The 24,657-nt window shown below is 51.4% G+C and carries 20 protein-coding genes, 7 pseudogenes and 1 riboswitch; of the genes and pseudogenes, 20 read left to right on the plus strand and 7 right to left on the minus strand.

What is annotated here, in order from left to right; genetic code table 11:
• Nucleotides 1-402: 402 nt before the first annotated feature.
• Nucleotides 403-2,423: pseudogene (tkt, locus tag JCM10914_RS07245) on the plus strand (transketolase).
• Between the two features lie 90 nt (nucleotides 2,424-2,513).
• The gene (locus JCM10914_RS07250) at nucleotides 2,514-2,831 is read left to right on the plus strand and encodes a pyrimidine/purine nucleoside phosphorylase (RefSeq protein WP_023959078.1); all 318 of its coding nucleotides are present in this window, start codon (nucleotides 2,514-2,516) and stop codon (nucleotides 2,829-2,831) included.
• Between the two features lie 105 nt (nucleotides 2,832-2,936).
• On the opposite strand, the gene JCM10914_RS07255 is transcribed toward JCM10914_RS07250, so the two are convergent.
• On the minus strand, nucleotides 2,937-3,839 hold the full coding sequence (locus tag JCM10914_RS07255) for an NAD(P)-dependent oxidoreductase (protein WP_023959080.1): 903 nt from the start codon (nucleotides 3,837-3,839) through the stop codon (nucleotides 2,937-2,939).
• A 195-nt stretch (nucleotides 3,840-4,034) separates the two neighbouring features.
• On the opposite strand from JCM10914_RS07255, the gene JCM10914_RS07260 reads away from it, so the two are divergent.
• From JCM10914_RS07260 to JCM10914_RS07270, 3 genes are all read left to right on the plus strand, one after another.
• Entirely contained in the window at nucleotides 4,035-5,390 is a 1,356-nt protein-coding gene (locus tag JCM10914_RS07260) for a glucose-6-phosphate isomerase (RefSeq protein WP_023959082.1), read from the plus strand.
• Nucleotides 5,391-5,502: 112 nt separating this feature from the next.
• Nucleotides 5,503-6,135 (plus strand): YigZ family protein, encoded by a 633-nt coding sequence (locus JCM10914_RS07265; protein WP_023959084.1) that lies wholly within the window; start codon nucleotides 5,503-5,505, stop codon nucleotides 6,133-6,135.
• Nucleotides 6,136-6,141: 6 nt separating this feature from the next.
• Complete coding sequence (locus JCM10914_RS07270; protein WP_023959086.1) at nucleotides 6,142-6,735, plus strand: TetR/AcrR family transcriptional regulator; 594 nt, start codon at nucleotides 6,142-6,144, stop codon at nucleotides 6,733-6,735.
• A gap of 219 nt (nucleotides 6,736-6,954) precedes the next feature.
• Here the strand turns inward: JCM10914_RS07270 and JCM10914_RS07275 are convergent.
• A pseudogene (locus JCM10914_RS07275) lies at nucleotides 6,955-7,355 on the minus strand (secondary thiamine-phosphate synthase enzyme YjbQ).
• Nucleotides 7,356-7,554: 199 nt separating this feature from the next.
• Between JCM10914_RS07275 and cysT the strand changes: the two are divergent.
• The 4 genes and pseudogenes from cysT to JCM10914_RS07295 all read left to right on the plus strand — a co-directional run bounded on the left by cysT (nucleotide 7,555) and on the right by JCM10914_RS07295 (nucleotide 11,313).
• A complete protein-coding gene (gene cysT, locus JCM10914_RS07280; protein WP_023959090.1) occupies nucleotides 7,555-8,370 on the plus strand; it encodes a sulfate ABC transporter permease subunit CysT in 816 nt (271 codons plus the stop codon).
• Complete coding sequence (locus JCM10914_RS07285; RefSeq protein ID WP_023959092.1) at nucleotides 8,367-9,164, plus strand: sulfate ABC transporter permease subunit; 798 nt, start codon at nucleotides 8,367-8,369, stop codon at nucleotides 9,162-9,164. Before cysT ends, JCM10914_RS07285 begins: the two co-directional genes overlap by 4 nt.
• A gap of 1 nt (nucleotide 9,165) precedes the next feature.
• Nucleotides 9,166-10,230, plus strand: a complete 1,065-nt coding sequence (locus tag JCM10914_RS07290) for a sulfate/molybdate ABC transporter ATP-binding protein (RefSeq protein WP_023959094.1) — start codon at nucleotides 9,166-9,168, stop codon at nucleotides 10,228-10,230.
• 28 nt (nucleotides 10,231-10,258) lie between these two features.
• Nucleotides 10,259-11,313, plus strand: a pseudogene (locus tag JCM10914_RS07295) (sulfate ABC transporter substrate-binding protein).
• A gap of 56 nt (nucleotides 11,314-11,369) precedes the next feature.
• On the opposite strand, the gene JCM10914_RS07300 reads toward JCM10914_RS07295, so the two are convergent.
• On the minus strand, nucleotides 11,370-11,945 hold the full coding sequence (locus JCM10914_RS07300) for a GNAT family N-acetyltransferase (protein ID WP_023959097.1): 576 nt from the start codon (nucleotides 11,943-11,945) through the stop codon (nucleotides 11,370-11,372).
• Nucleotides 11,946-12,136: 191 nt separating this feature from the next.
• On the opposite strand from JCM10914_RS07300, the gene JCM10914_RS07305 reads away from it, so the two are divergent.
• The 4 genes and pseudogenes from JCM10914_RS07305 (at nucleotide 12,137) to JCM10914_RS07320 (ending at nucleotide 15,726) form a co-directional block, all read left to right on the plus strand.
• Nucleotides 12,137-13,426, plus strand: coding sequence for a serpin family protein (locus JCM10914_RS07305; protein WP_023959098.1), 1,290 nt, complete (start codon nucleotides 12,137-12,139; stop codon nucleotides 13,424-13,426).
• A 112-nt stretch (nucleotides 13,427-13,538) separates the two neighbouring features.
• Nucleotides 13,539-14,570, plus strand: coding sequence for a TIR domain-containing protein (locus JCM10914_RS07310; protein WP_023959099.1), 1,032 nt, complete (start codon nucleotides 13,539-13,541; stop codon nucleotides 14,568-14,570).
• On the plus strand, nucleotides 14,567-14,803 hold the full coding sequence (locus JCM10914_RS07315) for a hypothetical protein (RefSeq protein ID WP_023959100.1): 237 nt from the start codon (nucleotides 14,567-14,569) through the stop codon (nucleotides 14,801-14,803). Before JCM10914_RS07310 ends, JCM10914_RS07315 begins: the two co-directional genes overlap by 4 nt.
• 165 nt (nucleotides 14,804-14,968) lie before the next feature.
• Nucleotides 14,969-15,726, plus strand: a pseudogene (locus JCM10914_RS07320) (MBL fold metallo-hydrolase).
• A gap of 30 nt (nucleotides 15,727-15,756) precedes the next feature.
• Here the strand turns inward: JCM10914_RS07320 and JCM10914_RS07325 are convergent.
• Nucleotides 15,757-16,179, minus strand: a complete 423-nt coding sequence (locus JCM10914_RS07325) for a hypothetical protein (protein WP_023959103.1) — start codon at nucleotides 16,177-16,179, stop codon at nucleotides 15,757-15,759.
• Nucleotides 16,180-16,407: 228 nt separating this feature from the next.
• Here JCM10914_RS07325 and JCM10914_RS07330 point away from each other — a divergent pair.
• Nucleotides 16,408-17,171, plus strand: a pseudogene (locus tag JCM10914_RS07330) (TioE family transcriptional regulator).
• Nucleotides 17,172-17,388: 217 nt separating this feature from the next.
• Here JCM10914_RS07330 and JCM10914_RS07335 read toward each other — a convergent pair.
• The gene (locus JCM10914_RS07335; RefSeq protein WP_023959109.1) at nucleotides 17,389-18,195 is read right to left on the minus strand and encodes a Cof-type HAD-IIB family hydrolase; all 807 of its coding nucleotides are present in this window, start codon (nucleotides 18,193-18,195) and stop codon (nucleotides 17,389-17,391) included.
• A 29-nt stretch (nucleotides 18,196-18,224) separates the two neighbouring features.
• Nucleotides 18,225-18,395 (minus strand): hypothetical protein, encoded by a 171-nt coding sequence (locus JCM10914_RS28790; protein ID WP_023959111.1) that lies wholly within the window; start codon nucleotides 18,393-18,395, stop codon nucleotides 18,225-18,227.
• Nucleotides 18,396-18,632: 237 nt separating this feature from the next.
• Between JCM10914_RS28790 and JCM10914_RS07340 the strand changes: the two genes are divergently transcribed.
• On the plus strand, nucleotides 18,633-19,343 hold the full coding sequence (locus JCM10914_RS07340) for a metal-dependent hydrolase (protein ID WP_036717400.1): 711 nt from the start codon (nucleotides 18,633-18,635) through the stop codon (nucleotides 19,341-19,343).
• A 70-nt stretch (nucleotides 19,344-19,413) separates the two neighbouring features.
• Here JCM10914_RS07340 and JCM10914_RS07345 read toward each other — a convergent pair whose 3' ends face one another.
• The gene (locus JCM10914_RS07345; protein WP_023959115.1) at nucleotides 19,414-20,415 is read right to left on the minus strand and encodes a lipoate--protein ligase; all 1,002 of its coding nucleotides are present in this window, start codon (nucleotides 20,413-20,415) and stop codon (nucleotides 19,414-19,416) included.
• Nucleotides 20,416-20,605: 190 nt separating this feature from the next.
• Here JCM10914_RS07345 and cobD point away from each other — a divergent pair, with 190 nt between their 5' ends.
• From cobD to JCM10914_RS07365, 5 genes and pseudogenes are all read left to right on the plus strand, one after another.
• The gene (gene cobD, locus JCM10914_RS07350; protein ID WP_023959117.1) at nucleotides 20,606-21,715 is read left to right on the plus strand and encodes a threonine-phosphate decarboxylase CobD; all 1,110 of its coding nucleotides are present in this window, start codon (nucleotides 20,606-20,608) and stop codon (nucleotides 21,713-21,715) included.
• Between the two features lie 125 nt (nucleotides 21,716-21,840).
• A pseudogene (locus JCM10914_RS07355) lies at nucleotides 21,841-22,475 on the plus strand (adenosylcobinamide amidohydrolase).
• Nucleotides 22,472-23,442: pseudogene (gene cbiB, locus JCM10914_RS07360) on the plus strand (adenosylcobinamide-phosphate synthase CbiB). The pseudogenes JCM10914_RS07355 and cbiB overlap by 4 nt, the downstream one beginning before the upstream one ends.
• Nucleotides 23,439-23,657 (plus strand): histidine phosphatase family protein, encoded by a 219-nt coding sequence (locus tag JCM10914_RS31275; protein ID WP_023959125.1) that lies wholly within the window; start codon nucleotides 23,439-23,441, stop codon nucleotides 23,655-23,657. The pseudogene cbiB and the gene JCM10914_RS31275 overlap by 4 nt, the downstream one beginning before the upstream one ends.
• A 2-nt stretch (nucleotides 23,658-23,659) precedes the next feature.
• Complete coding sequence (locus JCM10914_RS07365; RefSeq protein WP_023959126.1) at nucleotides 23,660-24,118, plus strand: histidine phosphatase family protein; 459 nt, start codon at nucleotides 23,660-23,662, stop codon at nucleotides 24,116-24,118.
• Between the two features lie 112 nt (nucleotides 24,119-24,230).
• Nucleotides 24,231-24,438, plus strand: a riboswitch (cobalamin riboswitch).
• Nucleotides 24,439-24,657 lie beyond the last annotated feature (219 nt).

Consider the following 24,657-nt stretch of genomic DNA (forward strand, 5'->3'; position numbering starts at 1 on the left):
CAGGAACTTGCAGCGCGCAAGTCCGCTCGCAAATCGGCCTGCGCCAAAACTTAGCCCCGGTCCGGGAAATACTCCACGGATCGGGGCTTTTATCAACCTTTGGACCGCACACACAAAAGTTACCGTTCAAAAAGTCGCCGCATATTGTTTGGATGAGTTGAATCACGGTTATAACCCGACTAATACAGGAAATAATGCAGGAGGTAGGAGAGCCTTAGAATAATTTTCGGCAGTGGATTAAAATTACGTTATGGAAATGTAACACGTGTGGTGATACAATAAGAGTCAAAATGATATTCTCAACATTCCTAACTGCCAGAAATGCTTATGCCTTCGGGCAGAAAGGGCGCAAGATGCCTTCATTATCGAAGCTAATTTGGAAAGATTTGAGGAGGACGAATCATGACAACCGAACATAATCAAACGATTGACAACTTGTCTATCGCGACCATCCGGACCTTGGCGATCGACGCCATCGAGAAAGCCAATTCCGGTCACCCGGGTATGCCGATGGGCTCCGCGCCAATGGGCTATCAGCTGTTCGCGAAGACGATGAACCATAACCCTGACCAGCCGGCGTGGATTAACCGCGACCGTTTTGTCCTGTCTGCAGGACACGGCTCGATGTTGCTCTACAGCTTGCTTCACCTGAGCGGATATGACGTAACGATTGACGATCTGAAGCAATTCCGTCAATGGGGCAGCAGAACGCCGGGCCATCCGGAGTTTGGTCATACAGCAGGCGTTGACGCAACGACAGGTCCGCTGGGACAAGGTGTAGCGATGGCCGTGGGGATGGCGATGGCAGAAGCGCATCTGGGTGCTACCTACAATAAAGATGATTTCAATGTGATTGATCACTATACGTACGCAATCTGCGGTGACGGCGACATGATGGAGGGCGTGGCTTCCGAAGCGGCTTCTCTGGCCGGACACCTCAAGCTTGGCAAGCTGATCATGCTCTATGATTCCAACGACATCTCCCTTGATGGCGAATTGAATCTTGCGCTCTCCGAGAACGTAGCGAAGCGCTTTGAAGCGTATGGCTGGCAAGTGTTGCGCGTTGAAGACGGCAATGATCTGCCTGCGATTCAGCAAGCGATTGAAGAAGCACAAGCGGATGCCGACCATCCGACGCTGATCGAAGTCAAGACCGTAATCGGTTACGGAAGCCCGAACAAGCAAGGGAAGGGCGGCCACGGCGGTACGCACGGTTCCCCGCTTGGAGCTGATGAAGCGAAGCTGACGAAGGATTACTACAAGTGGGTATATGAAGAGGATTTCTATGTGCCTGAGGAAGTACGCGAGCATTTCGGCCAAGTGAAGGCGCGCGGCGTGTCCGCATACGAGGCTTGGGTCGATCAATTCGCTAAATATAAAGAAGCCTTCCCAGAGCTGGCTGCGCAATTCGAGCGCGGCGAATCCGGCGAGCTGCAAGAGGGATGGGACCAAGACCTTCCAACTTACAGCGTAGAGGATAAGGCTGTCTCCACGCGTGTGGCGTCCGGTAAAGCGCTCAACGGTCTTACGGCAAACGTGCCGCAACTGCTGGGCGGCTCTGCTGACCTGGAAAGCTCCACGATGACACACTTGAACGGTTTGCCGAACTTCACGGCGAATAGCTACGAAGGCCGTAACGTGTACTATGGCGTGCGCGAATTCGCGATGGCTGGTGCCATGAACGGGATTGCGCTGCATGGTGGCTTGAAGATCTTCGGAGGTACGTTCTTCGTATTTACCGACTACCTGCGTCCGGCGATCCGTCTGGCGGCGATCATGAAGCTTCCGGTTACTTATGTGCTGACCATGACAGCATCGCTGTCGGGGAAGATGGTCCTACGCATGAGCCGATCGAACAACTGGCTTCCCTGCGCATTATTCCGGATCTGACAGTGATCCGTCCGGCCGATGCGAATGAAGCGTCCGCGGCTTGGGCCTATGCGATCGAGAACACGGACCGCCCGGTGGCGCTCGTGTTGACACGTCAGAACCTGCCGATCTTGGCGGGTACGGCCGAGCTTGCTCGCGAAGGTATTAAGCGCGGTGCTTATGTCGTGGCTGACGCAGCAGAAGGCAAGGTTCAGGCACAGATCATTGCAACAGGCTCCGAGGTACAGCTCGCCGTGAAGGCTCAGAAAGCACTGGCTGAAGAAGGAATTGCCGTCCGCGTGATCAGCATGCCTAGTTGGGATCTGTTTGACGCTCAAGAGAAGGGCTACAAGGACTCTGTCCTGCTTCCCGACGTCAAAGCACGTTTGGCGATTGAAATGGCTCATCCGTTCGGCTGGGAGCGTTATGTCGGCGACCAAGGCGATATTCTTGGCATTACGACGTTTGGTGCCTCCGCTCCGGGAGACCGGGTTATCGCCGAGTACGGCTTCACGGTTGAGAATGTCGTTAGCCGCGTAAAAGCACTGCTCTAAGAGATTAACCCTATATAGATTGTCCGGCACCCGCTTGATGCGGGTGTCGTTATATATCCAGCTACATATTTAGAGGGGGAGTGTTCTACGATGTCGCAGTTCAAGAATGCAACGATCACCAAAGCAGCTAACGTTTATTATGAAGGGAAGGTCACCAGCCGAACGGTTGTGCTGGAAGACGGCCAGAAGGTAACACTTGGCATTATGCTGCCAGGCAGCTATGAATTTGGAACCGATGGTCCGGAGATTATGGAGATCCTGTCCGGCGATCTGCGCGTGCTGTTGCCAGGCGAGCAGGAATGGCAGGAGATTCAGGGCAGTGCAACTTTTGATGTACCAGGTAACTCCAGTTTCAAATTAGAAATACGAACCGTTACGGACTACTGCTGCTCTTATCCTACTTCATAAAAACTCACGCTTTGTGGGAGGACAAAATGGGAGCGGCATGACCAAAGAGCCCGAAGCATACACCTCGGGCCTATCTACACATATCCATGCGATGATTTGAGGAACTTATGATTGATTGCTGCCGGTGCCGATCTTTTGGCCGATCCAGGCTTCATAGCATTTCACGACAGCGGAGAGGTCTTCTTCGCCATAACCTTCACTGGCTCCGGCCTGAAACAGGCTTTTGGCCAGATTCAGCATCGGGGACGGCATGCCGATTCCATCGGTGAGCGAGGAGGCGAGCTTGAGATCTTTCAGCATGAGGGCGAGTGAGAACTGATTGCTGAAGTCGCCGTCGATCATTTTGCGACCTTTCAATTCAGCAGCTTTACTTCCGGCTGATCCAAGCTGTACGAGTTCCAGAAAGTTATCAGCCGGGATGCCGGATTTAGCCGCGATGGCAAAGCCCTCGGCCAGCGCCAGGTTATTAATGCCGACAATCGTATTATGCGCAAGCTTGGCGACGGCACCGCTGCCGTTAGGACCCATGTGGATCACTTTTTTGCCGAGTGTATCGAATACGTCCGCTTGCGCCTCGATAACGGCCGCATCTCCGCCTACCATGAATACCAAGGTTCCGTCGATGGCAGCAGGTTTGCTGCCGGTCACCGGCGCATCGAGGAATGAAGCGTCTAGAGCGTTGACGGCCGAAGCGATTTCTTTCACGAGACTTTCGGAGATGGTGCTGCAGTCGATCACGGTCATGCCGCTGGTCAATGAGCCGAATAGTCCCTTCTCTCCGTAGAATACATCGCGAATCGATTGGTCATTGCTTACCATCGTAATGACAAGGTCTGCACCTTCGGCTGCTTCACGCGGACTGTCGGCGATGGAAGCACCTTGTTCAGCAAGCGGACGGCATTTCTCAGGCGTCCGGTTGTACACGGTTACGTCATAATCCTGCTTGAGCAGGTTGGAAGCCATCGGAGCACCCATGGTGCCCAGGCCGATAAAACCGATCTTCTTCATATCATATCACCTTCACTGTGGATTCCTGATCGACTCTATCTTAGCATGGGTTGATGAAACGCATCTAGTAATAAGGATGAGATTGGAAAATGAAGGGCGAAGTGTATGAAGAATGCATGACAGATCGTTCCATAAGCTTGCGGACGTTATGAAATTAAAGTATTCTAATTCTAAATTTCTCAGGAGGTTACACGGATGACGAACAAGATCAAGTTTGATTACAGTAAAGCACTGACTTTTGTCCAGCAACATGAAATCGATTATTTTGCTGAGCCGATTCGTACGGCTCACGAGCAGTTACATAAAGGAACAGGTGCAGGCTCCGATTATCTCGGATGGATTGATCTGCCTACTGCATATGACCGGGAAGAATTCTCCCGTATTCAAAAAGCTGCCGCCAAAATTCAAAGCGATTCCGATGTATTGATCGTGATCGGCATCGGTGGTTCTTATCTCGGGGCACGCGCCGCGATCGAGATGCTGTCCCATTCCTTCTATAACGAATTGCCGAAGGACAAGCGCAAGACGCCGGAAATCTATTTTGCAGGCAACAATATCAGTTCGACGTATGTGACCCATTTGCTCGATCTGATCGAAGGCAAAGATTTTTCGGTTAATGTTATCTCGAAATCTGGTACGACGACGGAGCCGGCAATCGCATTCCGTATCTTTCGTGCGGAACTGGAGAAGAAATACGGCAAGGAAGAGGCTCGCAAACGGATCTATGCCACGACCGACCAAGAGAAGGGTGCACTCAAGAAGCTGGCCACGGAAGAAGGGTACGAGTCCTTTATTATCCCTGACGATGTGGGCGGACGTTATTCCGTGTTGACTGCGGTAGGCTTACTTCCGATCGCTACAGCCGGCATTAACATTGAAGAGATGATGCAAGGGGCGGCAGATGCTTCCAAGGAATACAGCAACCCGAACGTAGCGGAGAACGAGGCCTATCAGTATGCGGCTGTTCGCAACGCGCTTTATCGCAAGGGCAAGGGCATCGAGATTCTCGTCAACTACGAGCCTTCCCTGCATTTCGTATCGGAGTGGTGGAAGCAGTTGTACGGCGAGAGCGAAGGCAAGGATTACAAAGGAATCTATCCAGCTTCCGTCGATTTCTCTACCGATCTGCATTCGATGGGACAATTCATTCAGGAAGGTACGCGCAACATCTTCGAGACGGTCATTCAAGTCGAGAATGTGGCGGACCATATTTCAGTGGAATCCGATCCGGATGACCTGGACGGATTGAACTTCCTGACCGGGAAAACATTGGATTTTGTTAACAAAAAGGCTTTCCAAGGCACGATGCTGGCCCATACCGACGGTCAAGTACCGAATTTGATTGTGACAATTCCAGATTTCACTCCCTATTCGTTCGGATATCTGGTATACTTTTTCGAAAAGGCCTGCGGTATCAGCGGCTATCTGCTAGGTGTCAACCCGTTTGATCAACCGGGCGTAGAGGCGTACAAGAAGAACATGTTCGCTCTGCTCGGCAAACCGGGATTCGAGGAAGAGAAGGCGAAGCTGGAAGCAAGACTTTCCGAATAACGACGCTTTGATTAGGATTTGACGTAAGACGCTGAAGGAAGCAGTTCACCGGCAGGCAATGCGCCGGGGACTGCTTTCTTGATAATTAGTTATGCTAGGTGGTTGTCATTTCATGTTGGATCGTTACCAAACGGTAAGACAGGCGGGCTCGAAGGAAATCGTAATTAAGAAATCGAGATTCATCGGCCATGTCATGCCTGTTACGACCGAGGAAGAAGCTGTTGCTTTTATTGAAGACATCAAGAAGAAACATTGGAATGCGACACACAATTGTTCCGCTTATATGATCGGCGAGCGGGATGAGATTCAGAAGCAGTCGGATGACGGTGAGCCGAGCGGAACGGCTGGCAAGCCGATTCTGGAGGTTATTCGCAATCAAGGGCGTAAGAACGTCGCCATTGTAGTTACAAGGTATTTTGGCGGTATCATGCTGGGAGCAGGTGGACTGATTCGTGCTTATACGGACGGGGCAGTTGCAGCTATTGAGTCGGGTGAACCGATAACCAAGGTATTACACCGGCAGATCTTGGTGGAACTGGATTATACATGGCTGGGCAAGGTGGAGAACGAGCTTAGAAATCGCAACATACGCATGGGAGAGACCATCTTCGCCGACACCGTAACTTTGATTTGCTTGCCGTTTGATCATGATGCGGAGAGCTTCACGTCTTGGATGGTGGATTTGACGCAGGGGCAGTCCTTGATCACGGAGGGAGAGCGGCTTTATTTTATTGAAGGGGAATAAAATAATATGGCAAGAAGAGCAGTTGAACGCGAGTTGTCGAGGGAGCGGATACTAGAAGCAGCCAGGCATTTGTTTATAACCAAAGGCTATCGGGCCATTTCGATGCGAAGCATCGGACAGCATCTGGGTTATAGTCATGGCTCCTTGTACTATCATTTTAAGGAAAAGGCGGAGCTATTCTACGCCATCGTCATGAAGGATTTCAATGATCTGAATGATTTGCTGTTGGAGGTCTCGTTGAAGCCCTCCTGTGACGGAGTATCGAAGCTGGAGCAGCTAATGATGGAATTCGTCCGATTCGGAATGGATAATCCTTACCAGTACGAGATCATGTTCATGATCCGGGACGAAGAGCTGCTATCCTACTGTCGCTCTGAGCAGGGGCGCTGTTTTGAAATGTTTGCTATGCTGGTGCGTCAATATTTGCTGGAGGAGAACTACAGCGAAGAAGAACGGCGTACTGTTCCGTTGACCTTGTTTTTGTCGTTACATGGATTCATATCCTATTATATTCAAGATAGAATCGGATTTGATGAGATTAAACCTGCCGCTCTTACCCATATTAAAGTGTTGAGCCGGAGCCTGTACAGCAAAGTATGATTCGTAAGGCTTCATCGTTACTGGAGCGATCATAAAGCAGACGTCGATAGACGTTTTTATTTATCCATTCATGCTTCATTTCATTACAACGATCTAGCGTTGAAACGTCAAAATATACATCTTATACACATGGGCAGACCGTCACAAGCCCCTAGCATGTGACGGTCTGTTTTTTGTTGCCTCTTATCAGATAAGGCCATCCCATGTACAGCGAAGTATCTAGCCCTCCATAATCTTCACATGGTATTGGCGCTGTCTTGGACCGTCAAATTCACAGAAGTAGATCCCCTGCCATCTTCCGAGCAGGAGATGTCCATTATGAATGATGACGGTTTGTGACGGACCGCATGTAATGGATTTCAGATGGGATGCCGTGTTTCCCTCGCATGCCGATATTTGGGGTGCTCCCATGGGTATGCTTCGTCCAGCGACATCAATACGTCCCGTTTCACATCCGGGTCGGCGTTCTCATTGATTGCGATGCCGGCCGTTGTATGCGGACAGTAGATCAGCACGGTTCCCTGCTGGACGCCGCACTCTTTAACATAAGAGGCAATCTCTCTCGTTATGTCTCTCATCTCATCTCGGGTTTGCGTTTTTAATTCTCCGGTGTACAGCATGTTTGATTCCTCCTCAATTTTTTCCCATTTCTATTATTTTACCCGATTAATTGCAAAAGATGGATTGACGACTAGATTCAGCATTTGGTAAAGTATGTGATAAGTTAAGTAAAACCAAGTATACAAATAGGAAATATAAAGATGGTTTGTTGTGGAGGAGTCGACCGGATTACCATCCGGAGGCGGGAGGGATATCAAGATGACAGCTTTGATTCGTCATAAAGGTTGGACATGGGGTTTTCGGAGCACGGTATTGCTTTATTTTCTTGCCTTAATCGTACTTCCAATCTTCGGAGTTTACGTACAGTCGTTCTCGGCCGGTTGGTCTTACTTCGCGGAGAGCGTGCTGGACCCGATTGCGTGGAAGGCGGTATTACTGACCATCAGGTTGGGTCTGATCTCGACGGTTATGAATGTACTGATTGGTACGATGATTGCCTGGGTGTTGGTACGGTACCGATTTCCTGGCAGAACGCTGCTGAATAGTCTCGTCGACCTGCCGTTTGCACTGCCCACGGCCGTGGGCGGTCTGATGATTATGCTGCTTCTCGGACCGGGAAGCATGCTTGGAGGACTGGCAGAGCGGCTGGGATTCGAAATCGTATTTCATCAACCAGCGATTGTAATTGCGATGTTGTTCGTTACGTTTCCGTTCGTCATACGTGCCGTGCAGCCGCTGCTGGAGGAACTGGATCCTCTGGAGGAGGAAGCAGCCTATACCATGGGAGCATCCCGGGTCAGAACCTTCTTCAAAGTGATTCTTCCTTCGATGCTGCCTGGTATTATCAGCGGCGGTATGCTCGCCTTCTCCAGGGCACTTGCCGAATTCGGTGCCGTAGTACTGGTGGCTGGCAATATCCCGGGCAGAACGCTGATTGCTTCGGTCTTTATCTTCGGTGAAGTTGAGAGCGACAACCCGGCCGGAGCAGCAGCGGTATCCATTCTATTGCTTACGCTCTCGTTCCTGATACTGTGGGTGATTAATGCCGTACAGCAGAGGGGGAGACGAGCATGAGACGGTTATGGATCGGGTTAACCTTTGCGGTATTTCTCGTGCTGCTGATCATCCCGTTGTCTCGGATCGCTATCGGGGCATTCGAGCTTGGACTGGATGGTTTTCTTGAGGGGCTGCTTAGGCCCGAAGCGCTGCATGCGCTCATGATGACCGGACTGATTGTGGTATGCGTGACGGCATTAAATACTTTTTTTGGCATTATGATGGCTTTATATTTGGTACGGGCGAACTGGCTCAGCCGCAAAATCAAAGGGGTTCTCAATAGCATTGTTGATTTGCCCTATGCTGTGTCTCCGGTCATTGGCGGATTGATGATTGTACTTCTGCTAGGGCCAGATAGCATTATCGGCGGTTTTTTTGAAGGCATCGGGTTCAAGGTGGTCTACGCGTTTCCAGGTATGGTGATTGCAACCTTGTTCGTTACATTTCCACTGATGGTGCGAGAAATCATGCCTGTCTTGCAGGAGATCGGCAACGACCAGGAGCAGGCGGCGGCGACACTCGGCGCTTATGGATGGACTACGTTTCGTAAAGTAACCTGGCCTTCGATCCGCTGGGCTGTCGTCTATGGATTGGTGCTAACCGTGGCTCGTTCTCTCGGCGAGTTCGGGGCGGTGTTGGTCGTGTCAGGCAACATCATGAACAAGACGCAGACGGCGACAACGCTTGTATATCAGGACGTGGAGAACTTTAATGTGGCTGCAGCTAACGGCGTTGCTTTGGTACTGGCCGCTTTCTCCGTGGGGCTGTTGCTGATAATGGAATGGGCCAAAAAAAGAAAGGAAGTGCATTGATATGCATATAGAAGTGCGTGATTTGAACAAACATTTTGGCAATTTCCATGCGGTGAAGGATGTCAGCTTTCAGATTGAGAAGGGGCACTTGATCGGCCTGCTTGGTCCGAGCGGCGGCGGCAAAACTTCGATCCTTCGCATGCTGGCGGGACTAGAGAATCCGGATTCCGGGCAGATTTCCTTTCATGGACAGGTGGTGAATGATCTGCCGCCGCAAGAGCGGGGGATCGGATTCGTATTCCAGAACTATGCGTTGTTTAAACATATGACCGTGTTTGATAATATCGCCTTCGGTTTGAAGGTGAAGAAGGCTGCCAAATCCAAGATTAAGGATCGTGTGATGGAATTGGTGGAGCTGACCGGGTTAAAAGGCTTCGAGAACCGTTATCCGCATCAACTGTCCGGCGGTCAGCGGCAGCGTGTCGCGTTTGCCAGGGCGCTAGCGCCCGAGCCGCAGCTGCTCTTGCTGGATGAGCCGTTTGCTGCGATCGATGCAAAGATTCGGCAGGAGCTGCGCTCCTGGCTTCGCGAGCTGATCGAGCGGGTGGGGATTACTTCTATTTTTGTAACGCATGATCAGGATGAGGCGATTGAAGTAGCGGATGAAATCATGATTATTAATCAGGGAAGCGTCGAGCAGAAGGGAACGCCGTGGGATATTTACAAGGAGCCCAAGACCTCGTTCGTTGCTTCATTCATCGGTGAATCGACCGTCATATCAAGCGCAGCGGATCTGAAGGGGTTTGACTCGGCTGCCAGCCAAGCGAATACACGTGCATTGATTCGTCCTGAATATATTGAGATCGGCGCGGAGCATGAATTCAGCGTACTGTCCGCGACGGAGACGGGTGTTGTACGGCATCTGCATTTTCGGGGCAGTGAATGGTTGATTGAAGTCGATGTAAAAGGCCATAAGCTGATCACTTACCGTTCGCTGGAGAAAGAGACGCTTCAGCCTGGTCAAGAAATTCGGGTGCTGGTTCACCGGGCGTATCTATTTAATGATGAGCATAGCTGGATTGAGGAGAATGCACTCAAGGTAGATCCGATGCCGATCATGATCTGAATGTATATTGAAGAAGGGAAGGATGCTCATGCCTGTTCATAGCCCAAACCGAGTTTCATTGCTGCTGATATGCATGGCGCTTCTCTTCGGGCTCGTGCTCTCTGGCTGTTCCGATGAAGAAGAGGCGCAACATGTATCCGCCCAGCCCGGGGAACGGACGCTGGTCCTAGGTGCTTATAGTGTGGTGAAGGATGCAATGAAAGAGATCATCCCGGCGTTCCAGGCGGAGTGGAAGCAGCAGACCGGCGAGACGATTCACTTCCAGGAATCCTATGAGGCTTCGGGCACGCAAGCACGGGCAATCGCCGGTGGTTTCGAAGCGGATGTCACGCTGTTAGCGATGGAGGGGGATATCGATAAGCTGGTCAGAGGAGGATTGGTGGATGCGGAGTGGACCGTTCAGCCTTATGGCGGCATGATTACCCGTTCGATCGTCGTTCTGGGTACGCGTGAGGGCAACCCCAAAGGCATCCGGGATTTTGAGGATCTTACGAGACTGACGTTAAGGTGCTCTACCCTAATCCGAAAACATCCGGCGGTGCGCAGTGGGATATCAATGCGATCTATGGCGCAGGTTTGAAAATGTCGGAAGAGCGGGGGCAGCGCGATCCCGGATTTGCCAAGTCTTTTCTTGAGGATGTGCACCGCAACATCGAATCGCTGGATAAGAGCGGCCGCGCTTCGATGGCCGCCTTCGAATACGGCGTAGGTGACGTGATTGTGACGTATGAGAATGAACTGCTTGCCCGGATTGCCCAAGGCGTTGCGTATGATATCGTTGTGCCCGAACATACGATGCTGATCGAGAATCCGGCGGCGGTCGTGAAGCGTTATGCGCAGAAGCATGGTACGGAGGACGTGTCAGCAGCCTTCGTGGAGTTCTTGCGAACGCCGGAAGCTCAAGAGATGTTCGTGAAATACGGATTTCGTCCGGTTGAAGAGACGGTGCAGGAACAAACCAAGGGGCAATTCACCATTCCTCCGGGTCTATTCGATATCACGTATCTTGGAGGCTGGGACGAGGTAAGGGAAACGTTGTATTCCAGACGCGGAGTCTGGTACCAAGTGCTGGCGGGAATTTAAGCCATTAGATTCATATGAGCGATTCAGGAGGAAGTGCCTCTCGAATCGGCTCATTGTTATTGGGTTGAAGAATGGCCGTGCAGATGCTCCCATTCTTCTCTGAGAACGCCCATCCGGATAGAATCGTAATACACACCGTCATAGTAACGGCACTTGCGCATGCGGCCTTCGAGCTGCAGTCCGACTTTCTCTGCACAACGCATCATTCTTGGATTGCCAGACCAGGTCGTGATGCCAACCCGGGCAATGTCGAGTTGCCGGAACAAGCAGGTGATCCACAACGTGAGCGCCTCCGTACCATATCCGCCGCTCCAGTGCGCCGAGTCATAAATGATAATGCCGGCTTCCAGCCAACGTGAGGGTTCATGCTCCCAGTAGAACGTGACGATCCCGATTGTCTTGCCGTTGGCTTCAATCAGGAGATCGGTTGGAAAGCTGTCGGTTTCAAAGTCTCTGTCCCATTGGATGGCGAATACCTCGTATGTAACAGACTGCAGGGGAAAGTATGGTGCATCGTATTGTTTCCATTCGGGATTGTCCTGTTCATAAACCAGGTTGTACAGCACCGGTGTATCCTCCGGTGTTCTTGAGCGCAGCGTGACTTTATTTCCTGTAAGTGTAATGTTCTGCATGACGTTAAGGTGTCCTTTCATTGTCGCTGGTAGCGAAGTAGAAATCATGATCCCGGCGTTTCTCAATTGTAGCGCTCATCCTGCAGATTGCCAATTTAATCAGACTCATTCATCCAGGTATTGAAACATTATGCGAATATGAGGCGTCTGAAGTCAATAAACCATGTTTGCGGCGAAAGGGGAGTCTCGCTATGAAAAAATGGTCATTGATCATTGGTGTATGTCTATTGATGGGATTGACGGCTTGCGGTCAGGGAGAGGGAGAAGTGCAGCCGGCGGATTCGAAAGGGATTGAACACCGGGGGAACTCGAAGCCGAAGTCGGTTGTGAAGGAATTGACGGACAAAGAACGCCAGCAGGTGCTGTCCAAGGTGAATAGCGGAATGGTACAAGCCCAGAACAGCTTTGGGCTACGACTGCATGAAGCATTGCATCAAGAGCTTGAAGAAGACAATCTAATCATATCTCCGTATAGCATTACGCAGGCGCTGGCGCTTGCCTATAATGGAGCAGCGGGGGATACTGCCTCGGAAATGGCCGCGGTGCTGGGCTGGGAGGAGCAAGACATCGCGAGTGTGAATGACGGCAATCAGCAATTGAAGCTACTGCTTGAACGCGGGAGCGGTGTCGTATTGAATGCAGCCAATTCGGTGTGGTACAACCGAGGGATTCAGATGAAACCCGCCTATTTGGATGTGATGAAGAATCATTATGCCGCCGCCGCCCAGGCGACTGATATGGAAAGCGAAGAGGCCAAGGACGCGATCAACAAGTGGGTGGAGAACAATACGGGCGGCATGATCCCGATGATCTATGATAAGCCGCCAGGCGGCGTTGCGGCGTTGATCAACGCGATTTATTTTAACGGAGGCTGGAGCAACGAATTCAATGCGGCCGATACGACGGATCAGGATTTTACGTTAATGGATGGCAGGAAGAAGAATGTCCGCATGATGAAACAGGAACGGAAATATGACTACAAGGAGGGAGAATCCTGGCAAGCCGTACGTATACCTTATGGAGATGGCCGTATGCACATGCTGGTCATTTTGCCGAAGGAGTCCTCATCGCTGAATGAACTGCATCAACAGCTCTGGCAAGATACTTCGTTGTGGAAGGACGACTTTGGCTATGAGACGGTCCAGCTCGAGTTACCCAAGTTCAAGGTGGAGCAAACTTTCGAGCTTCCGGACGCATTGAAAAGCCTGGGCATGGTGAAGGCGTTCAGCGAAACAGAGGCCGACTTCAGCGACATGGCCAATGACGGCGATGAATTCTACGTCAATTATATCAAGCACAAAACCGTGGTTGACGTGAGCGAGAAGGGGACGGAGGCTGCTGCGGTCACAGCCGTTGGCGTTGATACTACGTCGATGCCTTTAGAGCCGATTCAGATGCAGATCAACCGTCCATTTTTCTTCGCCATTGAAGATCGGGACACGGGTACCTGGTTATTTATGGGGTCGGTGATGAATCCCTAGCATATAATAGATCAACACGTTATTGGCATAATTTCCACCCAAATATAGGCAACTTTGTTATAATGGTCGAATAAGACTAAAAATGTATAACAGAGGAGAACAGGATGTGCCTATGTCCATACCGAAGCCGAATTTATTCATAGGCTCCTCCAGAGAAGCGATCAAATATGCACGGGCGGTCCATGAGCAGATCAAACGAACAGCGCAAGTCACGCCTTGGTATGGCGGAACGTTCGGGGCCAACCTGTATACGATGGAGGCTCTGGAGAAGCAGCTGGCGTCCAGTGATTTTGGTGTGTTCGTCTTTTCCCCGGACGATGTGGCGTTAATTCGAGGCAAGCACGTATTCGTGACGCGAGATAATACGCTATTTGAGATGGGGCTGTTCTGGGGCAAACTCGGGCGACGAAGGGTATTCTGCATTATACCGGATCAAGTAGAGCCTGACAGCCATTCCCTGCAGGACGTTATCGTGAAGGAGTACCATCTATTGTCTGACCTGCAAGGCATTACGCTACTGGAATATGAGCTGCGCAGCGACAATGATTACAAATCTGCAGTGGACGTTGCTTGCGGTCATATCATGAACGCCATTGAGGCCGAGGGCGATTACCACAATCCGGCGGCGGTGATCGAGCAGAAGGAAGCAGAGCTGCGGCGGAAGCAGAGCGTGCTTCATTTCTTCTGGGAATATAATCGCAACGTGAACGTGATTGACGAGACCGAGAAATATCATGCTCTCAGCGAAGCGGTGCGTAACTCCCTTCTCCCGCCAGCCGCTGGCGACTATCGCGTGACGGGGGCGGCTTTTTGGAAACGAAGAGGAGATGAAGGCATTGCCCAGATTGGGGGTAATGTAGGTAGAGGAAGATTTTTTTCGTTTGACGGGAAAGGCGAAGCTTCACCTAGCAACCAGTCCATCTATGTCATGGATGTTTATCATAGCGGGAAATGGGCATTTTATCACGAAGAGGAAGTTGCGCAGGTGTATGTGTTCTGCTATCCTTTAGGTGTGAATCATGTGCTGTCGGTGCATTTTACGGGACATAAGATTCTTACGGATGAAGACCTCGCGGAGATTGTGGAACAGAATCGGGAGTTGCTTCGTACGATCAGGCATTTAGTCGGAGGGGATTCGCCATGAACAGGAATGATAAGAAGAGAACTTCAGGACATACACAAGGTTCCAGCCAAAGTGGTAGCTGGGTGGTTCGTGGGCCGATACCGATGATGAATACACCTAAATCCCGTAAGCGTTCGGTGCGACGTCAGAGCAAGAATAACGTATATATCGGTCCTTCCGTTGAAGGCGTCGACAAGAAATATGTGAAAGTCATCAGCGGTGCTGTTGACGATAATAAGCCCTCATTCGCTTAATAAACCTAGTGATATGAATATTGCTGTACGTATAGCATGGCATGATATGAGACCGTTCGGTAGGATTGCGACCCGGACGGTCTTTCGTATAGTTTGGAACATGAGAGAGATGGAGGGATTGGTTTGAGTAGGGACGTATTAACCTTCTTGGGAACTGGAGATGCGATGGGTGTGCCAAGAGTATACTGCGATTGCGAGGTCTGCACAGAGGCACGAAACACCGGGATGAATCGGAGATTTCGTTCTGCTGTATACGTGGAGAGCCTGCATCGTGATGGTGATCATGGGGTCCATTCCTTCATGATTGATTGCGGGCCGGATTGGCGTACGATGATGGAAGGACGAGGGCAACGCAAGCTGAGCGATATGCTCGTCACACACGCCCACTTCGATCATATCGGCGGTTTGCCAGAATGGGCGGATGCATGCCGCTGGTTGGGGGAGAAGGGGCGATTGTACGCTCCGGCCGAGGTGTTGGAGCAGATTGTCCGTCAGTACCGTGGCTTGGCCGACAGATGGACATGATCGCCGTGGATGATGGTTTGAACCTCGCGGGTTGGGACATTACCTGCTGGAAGGTGAATCATGGGAAGAATGGTTTTTCCTATGCTTACCGATTCGAGAAGGAAACCTTCGTCTGGGCCTATAATTCCGACTCGATCAACTTGAATGAGCAGGAGAAGCAGCCGCTGTATGGACTCGATCTGCTGGTGCTCGGGACAAGCTTCGTTCACGAAACGGCCAGATTCGAATCTCGCTCGGTATACGATATGAAGGAGGCGGCGGAATTACTGGCCGAGGTGAAACCGCGCCAGACCGTCTACACCCACATGTCTCACGCCGTGGATGTTCGAGCTGATCTGGCACTGCCAGAGGGCGTAAGCCTGGCAATAACCGGGGCTCAGGTGAGTCTCGCCAAGTGAGAGGAGAATTTGGTTGATGCTCTGAGAGCCTTAGTCCGGTCGCTCGGCAGCGCCTTCATGGATCATGCCGTATCGATCCGGATAAACAAGCTTGAATCCTGCGTTTTGGTACATCTTGATGCCATTCAGATCGGTCATGACCGCAATCTCGGCTTTAGTTGTTGAAGTCGAAGCGTTCTCGTATAGAGCTGATAAAAGCTTTTCCAGCATCTGGTCGGAGATATCCCGCGCTGAAGAGGTCACGATATGATCCACGATGTGATAATAGAGAGCACCGTCGCCTACGACTCTTGCCATGGCGATCAACTCGTTCTGGTCGTTTCGAACGAGAATCGACAAGAGCGTATGGGAAAGCGCGCGCTCAACAAGCGATTCATCGACTGTAGTCCGCCCAGCCTTGGCTTGTAGATGGATATATTCCTGAATGGTTGGAAGTTCGAACGTTATCTTCATGTTTTATCCTCGCCTTTCTTCGAATGATTTCTAGGCAAATCAATTCCTGTACAAACCCAATATACAACATGCATGCAAGTGACAAGGTTCCTGTCTAAGGGAAGCTGTTATTTTGAGACATACATAATACAACCTTACAACATCACTTTAAGGTTAGAAATTAAGGTTTGACGGGTATCTCATGCTTCTGCTAAAGTAGGTTCTCGACCGATTCGAAGGAGGGGACATATGCAATATTACAAGCCTATCGAAATCGCCAAGGAGCTGCATATCAGTACAAGTGCGCTTCGGCATTATGAATCTTGGGGTGTAGTCCCCGCACCGGAGCGTGACAAGAACGGATATCGGTTATACACTCGGTACATCTGGCTTATTTTCGTTGCTTGCGGGCTATGTTTCCGGGGTTTGGCTATGCCGTAACCTATGAGGTGGTTCGTCACGTTCAGAACCATGAGCTCGATCGTGCACTCTGGCTCGTAAATGGAGAACAGGTCAAGCTTCAGCAGGAGAAGAGCGTGTCGGATGATACGCTGGCGCTGCTCGAGAACCCTGCGCTCGAGTTATTGCAGGACAAGCGAATGAAACCTCGGATGACGATTGGTGAAGTTGCTCAAATCACGAATGTGGAGACTTCAGCCATCCGGCACTGGGAGAAGGAAGGACTCATTACACCGGAGCGCAATGCGGAGAACGGTTACCGTCTGTATACACCTGATCATATAAGGCAAATATTATTGATTCGCTCCTTGCGTAGGACGGTATTCTATTTGCACAAAATCAAAGAGGTCATGCAAGCCCTACAGTTCCAAAGCATCGCACAGGCGAAGAAGGTTGTCAGGGAGGCATTGTCCGTCATTCATCACCGAAATCGCCAGCAATACAACGGGGTTCATAAACTAATGGAGCTGTGCATCGAGGTAGGAGCAATCGAGAGCGAGTCGGCATCTATGCTGGCGCCGATTCATACGTTCGACCCGGATCGTGAATGCTAGTGGATGCCTCCTAGATTACCAGTGAAAGAAATTCCTGCAAATATACAGGAATGAGTGGGTCAAGTATGCGATAAATACAAAAAGCCTGCAAAAGTGCAGGCTTTTAACTCAAATGAAGGCTGATCGGACGAAAAGGTAATCAATACCTGCACATTCGCATCCTTTTACGTAACAGTCCCTTGATTGTGATAAGCGGACATTCTGGACTGAGGCGGGTTTACTCCGCCTTCAGCACGAATTTCTCAATGACGTGCTTCACACCATCCTCGTTGTTGCTCAGCGTAACGTAATCGGCGATGGCCTTAAGCGGTTCGATGGCATTGCCCATCGCCACGCCAAGACCGGCCGCCTCCAGCATTTCATGATCATTCCAAGAGTCGCCCACAGCAATCGTCTCTTTCAGATCACAGTTGAAATGATTCGCTAGGAAGGTAAGCGCATGCCCTTTGGTCCCTTCTTTATGCATAAACTCCAGGAATTGCGGTTTTGATTTTGTAATATGGACATCCTCGCCGAGCAGGTCGCGGAAGATCGGAATCAATTCATCTAGATAATCGGGATCGTCAATGATAAGCATCTTCGGCGTCGGCTTCTGCACGAGTGTCATGAAGTCGGGCTCTACGTAGTATGGCGTGCGATTCAGTGCACAATAATCGATCAGCTTCTGATTCTCTTCACGCGCGTACAATTTATCTTCGATGTAGGTCTGCAGATGAAGATTATGCTCCACGCAATATTCATAGAGCTTAATTGCGGCATCAATGGGAACGAAGCGTTCGTACAGCACCTTTTCGTCCAGCAGATTTTTGATTAGTGCGCCTTGATAGGTAATGATCGGAACATTGAGTCCGGTCTGACGCGCGATCGCTTGGGCAGAGGCGTAGGCACGACCTGTTGCCAGGGTGACAACAATATCTTGAGCTACCGCTTGTTCAAGCGCCTGCTGAACGCCGGGCGTCACTTCCTTGTCATCGTTAATCAGTGTGTCGTCGATGTCAATCGCCATCAATTTGTAAGTGGCCATGGGGCTTCTCTCCTTTTTGTCTCTTGCATCTATGTCTCTATCTCTATTGTACCTTCTGTAGCGCAGACTTCAAGAAAGCGGACGGAATTAAACGCCATGGGCGGAAGCATGCGTCTCACATGCTGCACGATCTCAAAGGTGCTGCCCCACATCATGGCAACCAGCAGCAGGCAGAGATCGGCAATTTTTGAGCGGTTCACGCAGTCGTCTTCCTTTCGTAAGCAGGCAAGCAAGTGAACAAGCTGTATCCCATAAATCGGCAAGGAACAATCGTTTTTCAAATGCAAAGTGGAAAGGCTAGACAAAAAGAGGATGATTTTGCTATACTTATGAACCGAACGTATATTCTCATTCGTATGAGCTTTCCGAATACATACCGACATAGACTCCGTAAGTTCTACCGGGGATTCTATCGTCAAGAAAGGAAGATCGCCATCATGATGGGGAGAGCTCATTTGATTATTGGTACGGGGGTTACCTTGTCCGTGATGGGCATGAGCGGGATACCGGTCACTTTGCCTGCTGTAGCGGTGGCTATGGTCAGCTCGCTGCTGCCCGACATCGACGAACCGAACTCCCTGCTTGTCCGCAAGGTGATCCCTTCAGGTTTCCTGCGGTTGTTGCAACTGATGATGATCGGTGCCGCCATCTTTGTCGTCTTCTTCGGCAAGGAGCATGCCCCCTGGAACTTCGCTCTGGCAGGTTTGATTGGGGTTGTCTCATACTTGCCGAGCAGAACGCTGCGTCACATCGTAATGTTCTTGATCGGGCTTGGGCTGATCTCATTCGGTCAGGCGTTCAGCCCGTGGAACATTATCGCCGGGAGCGTGCTGATTGTTGCGTCGCTCGTCACGCACCGCGGCTTTACGCACACGATATATGCGGCGGCAGGATGGACGGGTCTGCTCTACTTTGCCTCCCAAGGGAAGGCGTCGGCCGAGAGTCTGTGGTTTGCCGGAGGGGTGTCCTACTCCATCCATTTGCTCGCTGATGCTCTGACAAATCGCGGCATCCGACCGTTGCCTCCATTTCCGTGGAGAATCAAACTGAAAGTGATGAGTACGGGCAGCAAGTGGGGGCGTATGGTGGAGAATATATGCATACTGCTGACGCTCGTTCTTGTATGGTACGTGTTTATGGCAGGTTAAGGGTATCGCGCATAAAGCCTCCTGCGGTTGTGACGTTCACAGCCGCAGGAGGCTTTATGCTGTTCCGGTGCTATTCTTCGAGGAAAATCAGGCTGATTAAATCGTCGAATTCAAGATTCCCGAAGTAATGTTTCACGTTGATCTCGGACAAGGCGGTTCGGACCGCATGCTCCTCGTAACGTTTGCCGCGGAGCAGGTTCTCAATATCAGCTACATCGCCTACGCCGAAGAAGTCGCCATAAATTTTGATCTCACTAATAAGTCCTTCTTGAATATCCATGCGAATATCAATGATGCCCACCGGAAACTTCTTGGCATGTTTGACGTTGCTCGCAGGAGATAAACCATAGTTCCAATCCCAGTTCTGATAACGCTCTTTCGAGATTTGACGGATAACCTCCCAATCTTTCTCCTCTAGTACATACTGAGGCACTTGGTCTGCTTCCATGCCAAAGATGGACCGCAGCAGCTCCGCGCGGAACTGTTCGATGGTCATATCCGTCCCGAGCAATTCCTTGATGTTGGCCACGCGGCTGCGAACCGACTTCGTGCTCTTGGATTTGAACTTCTCCGGATTGGCATTCAGCGAAGCTTGTACATCTTCCAGGTTCAGATCAAACATCAGCGTCCCATGGCTGAACATGCGTCCTCTGGTGGAGAATTGAGCGTTCCCGGAGATCTTCTTCTCACCGACTTGCAGGTCGTTGCGTCCGCTAAGTTCGGCAGGCACCCCCATCTTTTGCAGGAAATCAATGACGGGCTGGGTGAACTTCAGAAAGTTATGGAACGATTGTCCGTCATCCTTGGTGATGAAGCTGAAGTTCAGATTGCCGAGATCGTGGTACACGGCACCGCCGCCAGATAACCGCCGTACGATCTGTATGTTGTTGTCCCGTACATATTCCTGATTAATCTCTTCGATCGTATTCTGATGCTTACCGATGATGATGGAGGGCTGGTTAATGTAGAACAGCAGGTAACTCTCATCGGGTGACAAATGTTTCAAGGCATATTCTTCAATGGCCAGATTAATGGAGGGATCGTGAATCCCTTGATTATCGATAAACAGCATACTAATCCTCCGTTGTCGCGTGCGTAATATAGTGCTTTCGAAGACTATTGTAAACCAAATGCTAACCAAAAGACAAAGCATTGCGTGTTGACGATTGAAGGAAGGTAGCGACATAATGATGGCAATAGACTGATTAGGTATCCAATAGCGGATGGACAAGGGTAAGCGGCACAGAACGGGGGAATGATCAGTGACATATAAGGACGAATCTCGAATCGAGGTGTATGGACACGGAGGAGATATCGAGACGGCGGAGGCAACCTTCGGAAGGAGGGCGGCGTCCTTTCTGGATTTCAGTGCAAATATTAATCCACTCGGTCCACCAGCGGACGTCATTACGGTATTGCAAGAGAGTTTGCCGGCGGTGATCCGCTACCCGGACCCGGGACATCGCCGATTCAAGGACCTGCTGTCTACACGAATCGGGATTGCCCGGGAACGGCTGATGGCGGGGAACGGGGCGGCTGAGTGCATGGCATTGCTGCTGCTAGGACTGTCGCCGAAGGTGGTTGGCGTCGTAGACCCTTGCTTCTCGGAGTATCGTGAGCTGTCGTTTAAGTTCGGTGCGGATGTACGCTCGATCACGGGCCATTCGGGCCAGGATTGGCGTGCGGGCAGGGATCAAGTGATTGAGCTGGTACAAGCGTGCGACCTTCTTTTTCTCGGCCAGCCGAACAACCCGAACGGCGTGCAGTATGACCTGGACGATATCCGGGCCATTGCAGAAGCCGCTGAACGTAAGAAGACATGGCTGGTGCTGGATGAGGCTTTTATTGATTTCATTCCGCCGGAGCACAGACACACATTGCTGCCGGAACTGCATCGCTATCGTCAGACCGTCATTATTCGATCCATGACGAAATTTTATGCTATTCCCGGATTGAGACTGGGATATACGGTGGGCCATCCCGATGTAATCCGGGCGATGGCGGCAAAGCAGGTGTCGTGGAGCGTCAATGGCCTCGCCTTGCTAGCGGGTGAAGCCTGCTTAGGAAGCGGAGAAGCGTATGAGCGACGGACGCAGGAACTGATTCGAACGCAGCGGGAGCAATTGGCGGAAGGCCTGCGAGCAGCGGGATTCGTGGTTGCGCCCAGTGAGGTGAATTATCTGCTGGTCGAAGTACCGTATCCTTGGTCGGCAGCTGCGTTCCAGCAAGAGCTGGGCACCAGAGGCGTTCTGATTCGAAGCTGTGCCATGTACCCAGGTCTAGGGCCGCAGCATATTCGGGTTGCGGTGAAGGACGCGGAAGCGAACGCGACGCTGCTTGCGGTGGTACATGAAGTAATGGATGGAGTATAGGAAGAGCGGGGGAGAGAAGCATGGCGTTGCCTTTTTTGAATAATGAACATGATGCTTATATTTCAACGATGTGGCCGGGGCTGGCCATTTCTTGGGAATCGAAGAGCGAATATCCTCACATCAGCATGACGTTGCCGGAGCGAGTGGTAGCGCTCAGCAGCGCAATTCATGGCGGAGGTTACGCCCGCCTGGACCGGATCGTGAATCGCTATGTTGACCGTCATTATGATTGCAGTGAACCTCTGACCGATATGCATCGATTCATGGAGAGTCATGGTTATCGACCGGAGTCGTCGGCAGGCTGATGACTGCGGTGAAGCTTCGATACGCCTCCATATGGGAAGAGGGCAGCAGTGAAGCTTCTATCGTGTGCTGCACGACGGCAGGTGTCGGGAATGCAGCAAGGGCGGGTCAGCAACGAACGACGTTTGCGGCTTATGAGCCGGGCACGATTAACATCGTGCTTCTGGTCCATGGACGGATGACGGCTGGCTGCATGGTGAATGCCATCTTGACGGCAACGGAAGCGAAAGCGGCCGCGCTCGCGGATCTTGATGTGAAGGATCATGAAACCGGGGCAATGGCGACGGGGACCACGACCGATGCGATCGTGCTTGGTGTCAGCGGCCATGATCATTATGGGGTTAATCATCACTATGCCGGCACGGCAACCGATTTGGGCGGAATGATCGGACGCCTCGTGTACGGCAGCGTGAAGGAGAGCATTCTTAGTTCGCAACGAGAGGAGCGGGCGTTGTGACGGCGATCTGGGTCATATGGGCAGCCGTGCTTGTGGATCTGCTGATTGGAGATCCGAGATGGCTGCCGCATCCTGTCATTGGCATGGGTAAAGCGATACGGGCCATTGAGAAGAGGATTACCGCACGCGTTCGGACGCCCCTCGGACTGAAGCGGGCGGGCATCTTGCTGCCGCTCATCGTGGCCGGCGGTTCATTTGCGCTGGTATGGCTGCTGCTGATATGGTGCGCGATGATCCATCCTTGGCTTGCCATCGCGGTAGAGATCGTTTTAATTGCTACGACGATCGCGATCAAAGGACTGCGTGATGCCGGACTCGAGGTGTACCGTTATTTGCGAGATGGCAGCAAGGAACAGGCGAGGCGCTCCCTTAGCATGATTGTCGGCAGGGATACCGAGCATTTGGACGAACCGGAGATCGTGAGGGGGACGGTCGAGACGGTCGCCGAGAACATCGTGGACGCCGTTGTCTCGCCATTATTCTATGCTTTGATTGGTGGCGCCCCGCTCGCTATGGCTTATCGGGCCGTGAACACGCTGGATTCGATGGTCGGATATAAGAATGAGAAATACGAGCATCTGGGCTGGGCATCTGCCCGCTTGGACGATGCAGCCAACTGGATCCCGGCGCGTCTGACGGCTGGTCTGCTGGTTCTATCGGCAGCCTTGTTCTCGCTGCGCTGGCGAGAAGCGATCCAGATGGTTCGCCGCGATGCGCGAAAGCATCCAAGTCCTAACAGCGGATTTCCTGAATCCGCTGTCGCTGGCGCCCTCGGTATTCGTCTTGGTGGCGAGAACTCCTACCAAGCATCACCTCTTTCCGTGCTTATATGGGGGAGCCCATTCGTCGGCTTGAGACAGGAGATATTCGTAAAACGGCAAGCTTGCTGCTATCCGCGTCGCTCCTGTTTACACTTCTTGGAACGACTATACTCATGCTGGTGGTTACCGTGGGAGGTGCAAGATGAAGCTCATCCTTGATCTTGTTCGCCATGGAAAAACGCAATGGAACGTAGAACGACGTTACCTCGGTCATGAGGAGCAGGGCGTATTGACGGAAGGACTGGCAGAGCTTGCTTCGCTTCGAGAGCACGTACGGGCGGTTCGATATGCTGCCATATACTGCAGTGATCTGCTGCGATGCAGCAAACGCTGCATTATTTGCTGGCCGATACGAGGATGAGCATGGAAGATCTGCACGATAATCGCGTCAGTTACCATCTGGATCGCGTCCATTATGATTCCAACCTCAGAGAGCTTGATTTCGGCGACTGGGAAGGGCGTACTTACGATGAGCTGAAGGAGGTATCCGCTTATCGTCAGTGGATCGATGATCCTGCCGCGATGACACCACCCAACGGAGAGAGCTGGAATGCCTTCCAGAGCCGGATTCGGGGTTTCCTTGAGTCTGTAGCCGATGAAACGGGGGCGAGGCAGAAAAGGTGCTCGAATGTACAAGGAATCGATGCTGAAGTATCCAAGGTGTTGGTCGTTACACATGGTGGGGTCATTCGGCAAATCGCTGCGCTGACGCTGCCTGATACCGCATTTTGGGAACTATCAGTCCCGCCAGGTGAACGGCTCAGGCTGAGACTGTCTTGGGACGGAACACGCTTGCTGTCCGAACTTGTGAGATCAGAGTGAATCGGCGTATCGTTCCTGCTTCGTACAAAGTCTCAAAACTTTCAGTTGTAAGGCGTTACGTTATCCCCTATAATCTTGAGCAGAGAAACTATGCTTGGCTTAATATGAATCTATGAATATATTTTGCGAGGGTCCCGAGTGAGCAGAGCGTTAGCGCCTGCTGCCGGGTTAATAGGGAAGCCGGTGGAAGTCCGGCACGGTCCCGCCACTGTGAAACAGGAATTTCTCCTCATTGCCACTGGGCTATTTTGGTCTGGGAAGGCGGAGAAATATGCAACGGCCTGTAAGTCAGGAGACCTGCCCTTTGCGAATGAATGTCGGTCCTTCGAGGAGAGGATTACGTTTGCCGGACCCGTGCGGGAGTTGTGTTGCTTGCTCTTTATATCTGCAAGACTGCCCGAAGAATTCCCATGGTATCCTTAAGATGAACGTAAACCCCTGAATCCTTACAGAACAAGGAATCAGGGTTTTTTTGACTTCTGAGTTGAACCGATTCGAGATACAGAGCCAGGCTCTCAAGAGATGTATAGGGGGATAAA

The organism is Paenibacillus sp. JCM 10914, assembly GCF_001315105.1.
In the GTDB taxonomy this organism is placed as follows: domain Bacteria; phylum Bacillota; class Bacilli; order Paenibacillales; family Paenibacillaceae; genus Paenibacillus_AQ.

What these genes read in the sequence shown, in the direction of transcription:
- JCM10914_RS07250 (WP_023959078.1), top strand. Translation starts at nt 2,514, where the DNA reads ATGTCGCAGTTCAAGAATGCAACGATCACCAAAGCAGCTAACGTTTAT.
- JCM10914_RS07255 (WP_023959080.1), bottom strand. Translation starts at nt 3,839, where the DNA reads ATGAAGAAGATCGGTTTTATCGGCCTGGGCACCATGGGTGCTCCGATG.
- JCM10914_RS07260 (WP_023959082.1), top strand. Translation starts at nt 4,035, where the DNA reads ATGACGAACAAGATCAAGTTTGATTACAGTAAAGCACTGACTTTTGTC.
- JCM10914_RS07265 (WP_023959084.1), top strand. Translation starts at nt 5,503, where the DNA reads ATGTTGGATCGTTACCAAACGGTAAGACAGGCGGGCTCGAAGGAAATC.
- JCM10914_RS07270 (WP_023959086.1), top strand. Translation starts at nt 6,142, where the DNA reads ATGGCAAGAAGAGCAGTTGAACGCGAGTTGTCGAGGGAGCGGATACTA.
- cysT (WP_023959090.1), top strand. Translation starts at nt 7,555, where the DNA reads ATGACAGCTTTGATTCGTCATAAAGGTTGGACATGGGGTTTTCGGAGC.
- JCM10914_RS07285 (WP_023959092.1), top strand. Translation starts at nt 8,367, where the DNA reads ATGAGACGGTTATGGATCGGGTTAACCTTTGCGGTATTTCTCGTGCTG.
- JCM10914_RS07290 (WP_023959094.1), top strand. Translation starts at nt 9,166, where the DNA reads ATGCATATAGAAGTGCGTGATTTGAACAAACATTTTGGCAATTTCCAT.
- JCM10914_RS07300 (WP_023959097.1), bottom strand. Translation starts at nt 11,945, where the DNA reads ATGCAGAACATTACACTTACAGGAAATAAAGTCACGCTGCGCTCAAGA.
- JCM10914_RS07305 (WP_023959098.1), top strand. Translation starts at nt 12,137, where the DNA reads ATGAAAAAATGGTCATTGATCATTGGTGTATGTCTATTGATGGGATTG.
- JCM10914_RS07310 (WP_023959099.1), top strand. Translation starts at nt 13,539, where the DNA reads ATGTCCATACCGAAGCCGAATTTATTCATAGGCTCCTCCAGAGAAGCG.
- JCM10914_RS07315 (WP_023959100.1), top strand. Translation starts at nt 14,567, where the DNA reads ATGAACAGGAATGATAAGAAGAGAACTTCAGGACATACACAAGGTTCC.
- JCM10914_RS07325 (WP_023959103.1), bottom strand. Translation starts at nt 16,179, where the DNA reads ATGAAGATAACGTTCGAACTTCCAACCATTCAGGAATATATCCATCTA.
- JCM10914_RS07335 (WP_023959109.1), bottom strand. Translation starts at nt 18,195, where the DNA reads ATGGCCACTTACAAATTGATGGCGATTGACATCGACGACACACTGATT.
- JCM10914_RS07340 (WP_036717400.1), top strand. Translation starts at nt 18,633, where the DNA reads ATGATGGGGAGAGCTCATTTGATTATTGGTACGGGGGTTACCTTGTCC.
- JCM10914_RS07345 (WP_023959115.1), bottom strand. Translation starts at nt 20,415, where the DNA reads ATGCTGTTTATCGATAATCAAGGGATTCACGATCCCTCCATTAATCTG.
- JCM10914_RS31275 (WP_023959125.1), top strand. Translation starts at nt 23,439, where the DNA reads ATGAAGCTCATCCTTGATCTTGTTCGCCATGGAAAAACGCAATGGAAC.
- JCM10914_RS07365 (WP_023959126.1), top strand. Translation starts at nt 23,660, where the DNA reads ATGGAAGATCTGCACGATAATCGCGTCAGTTACCATCTGGATCGCGTC.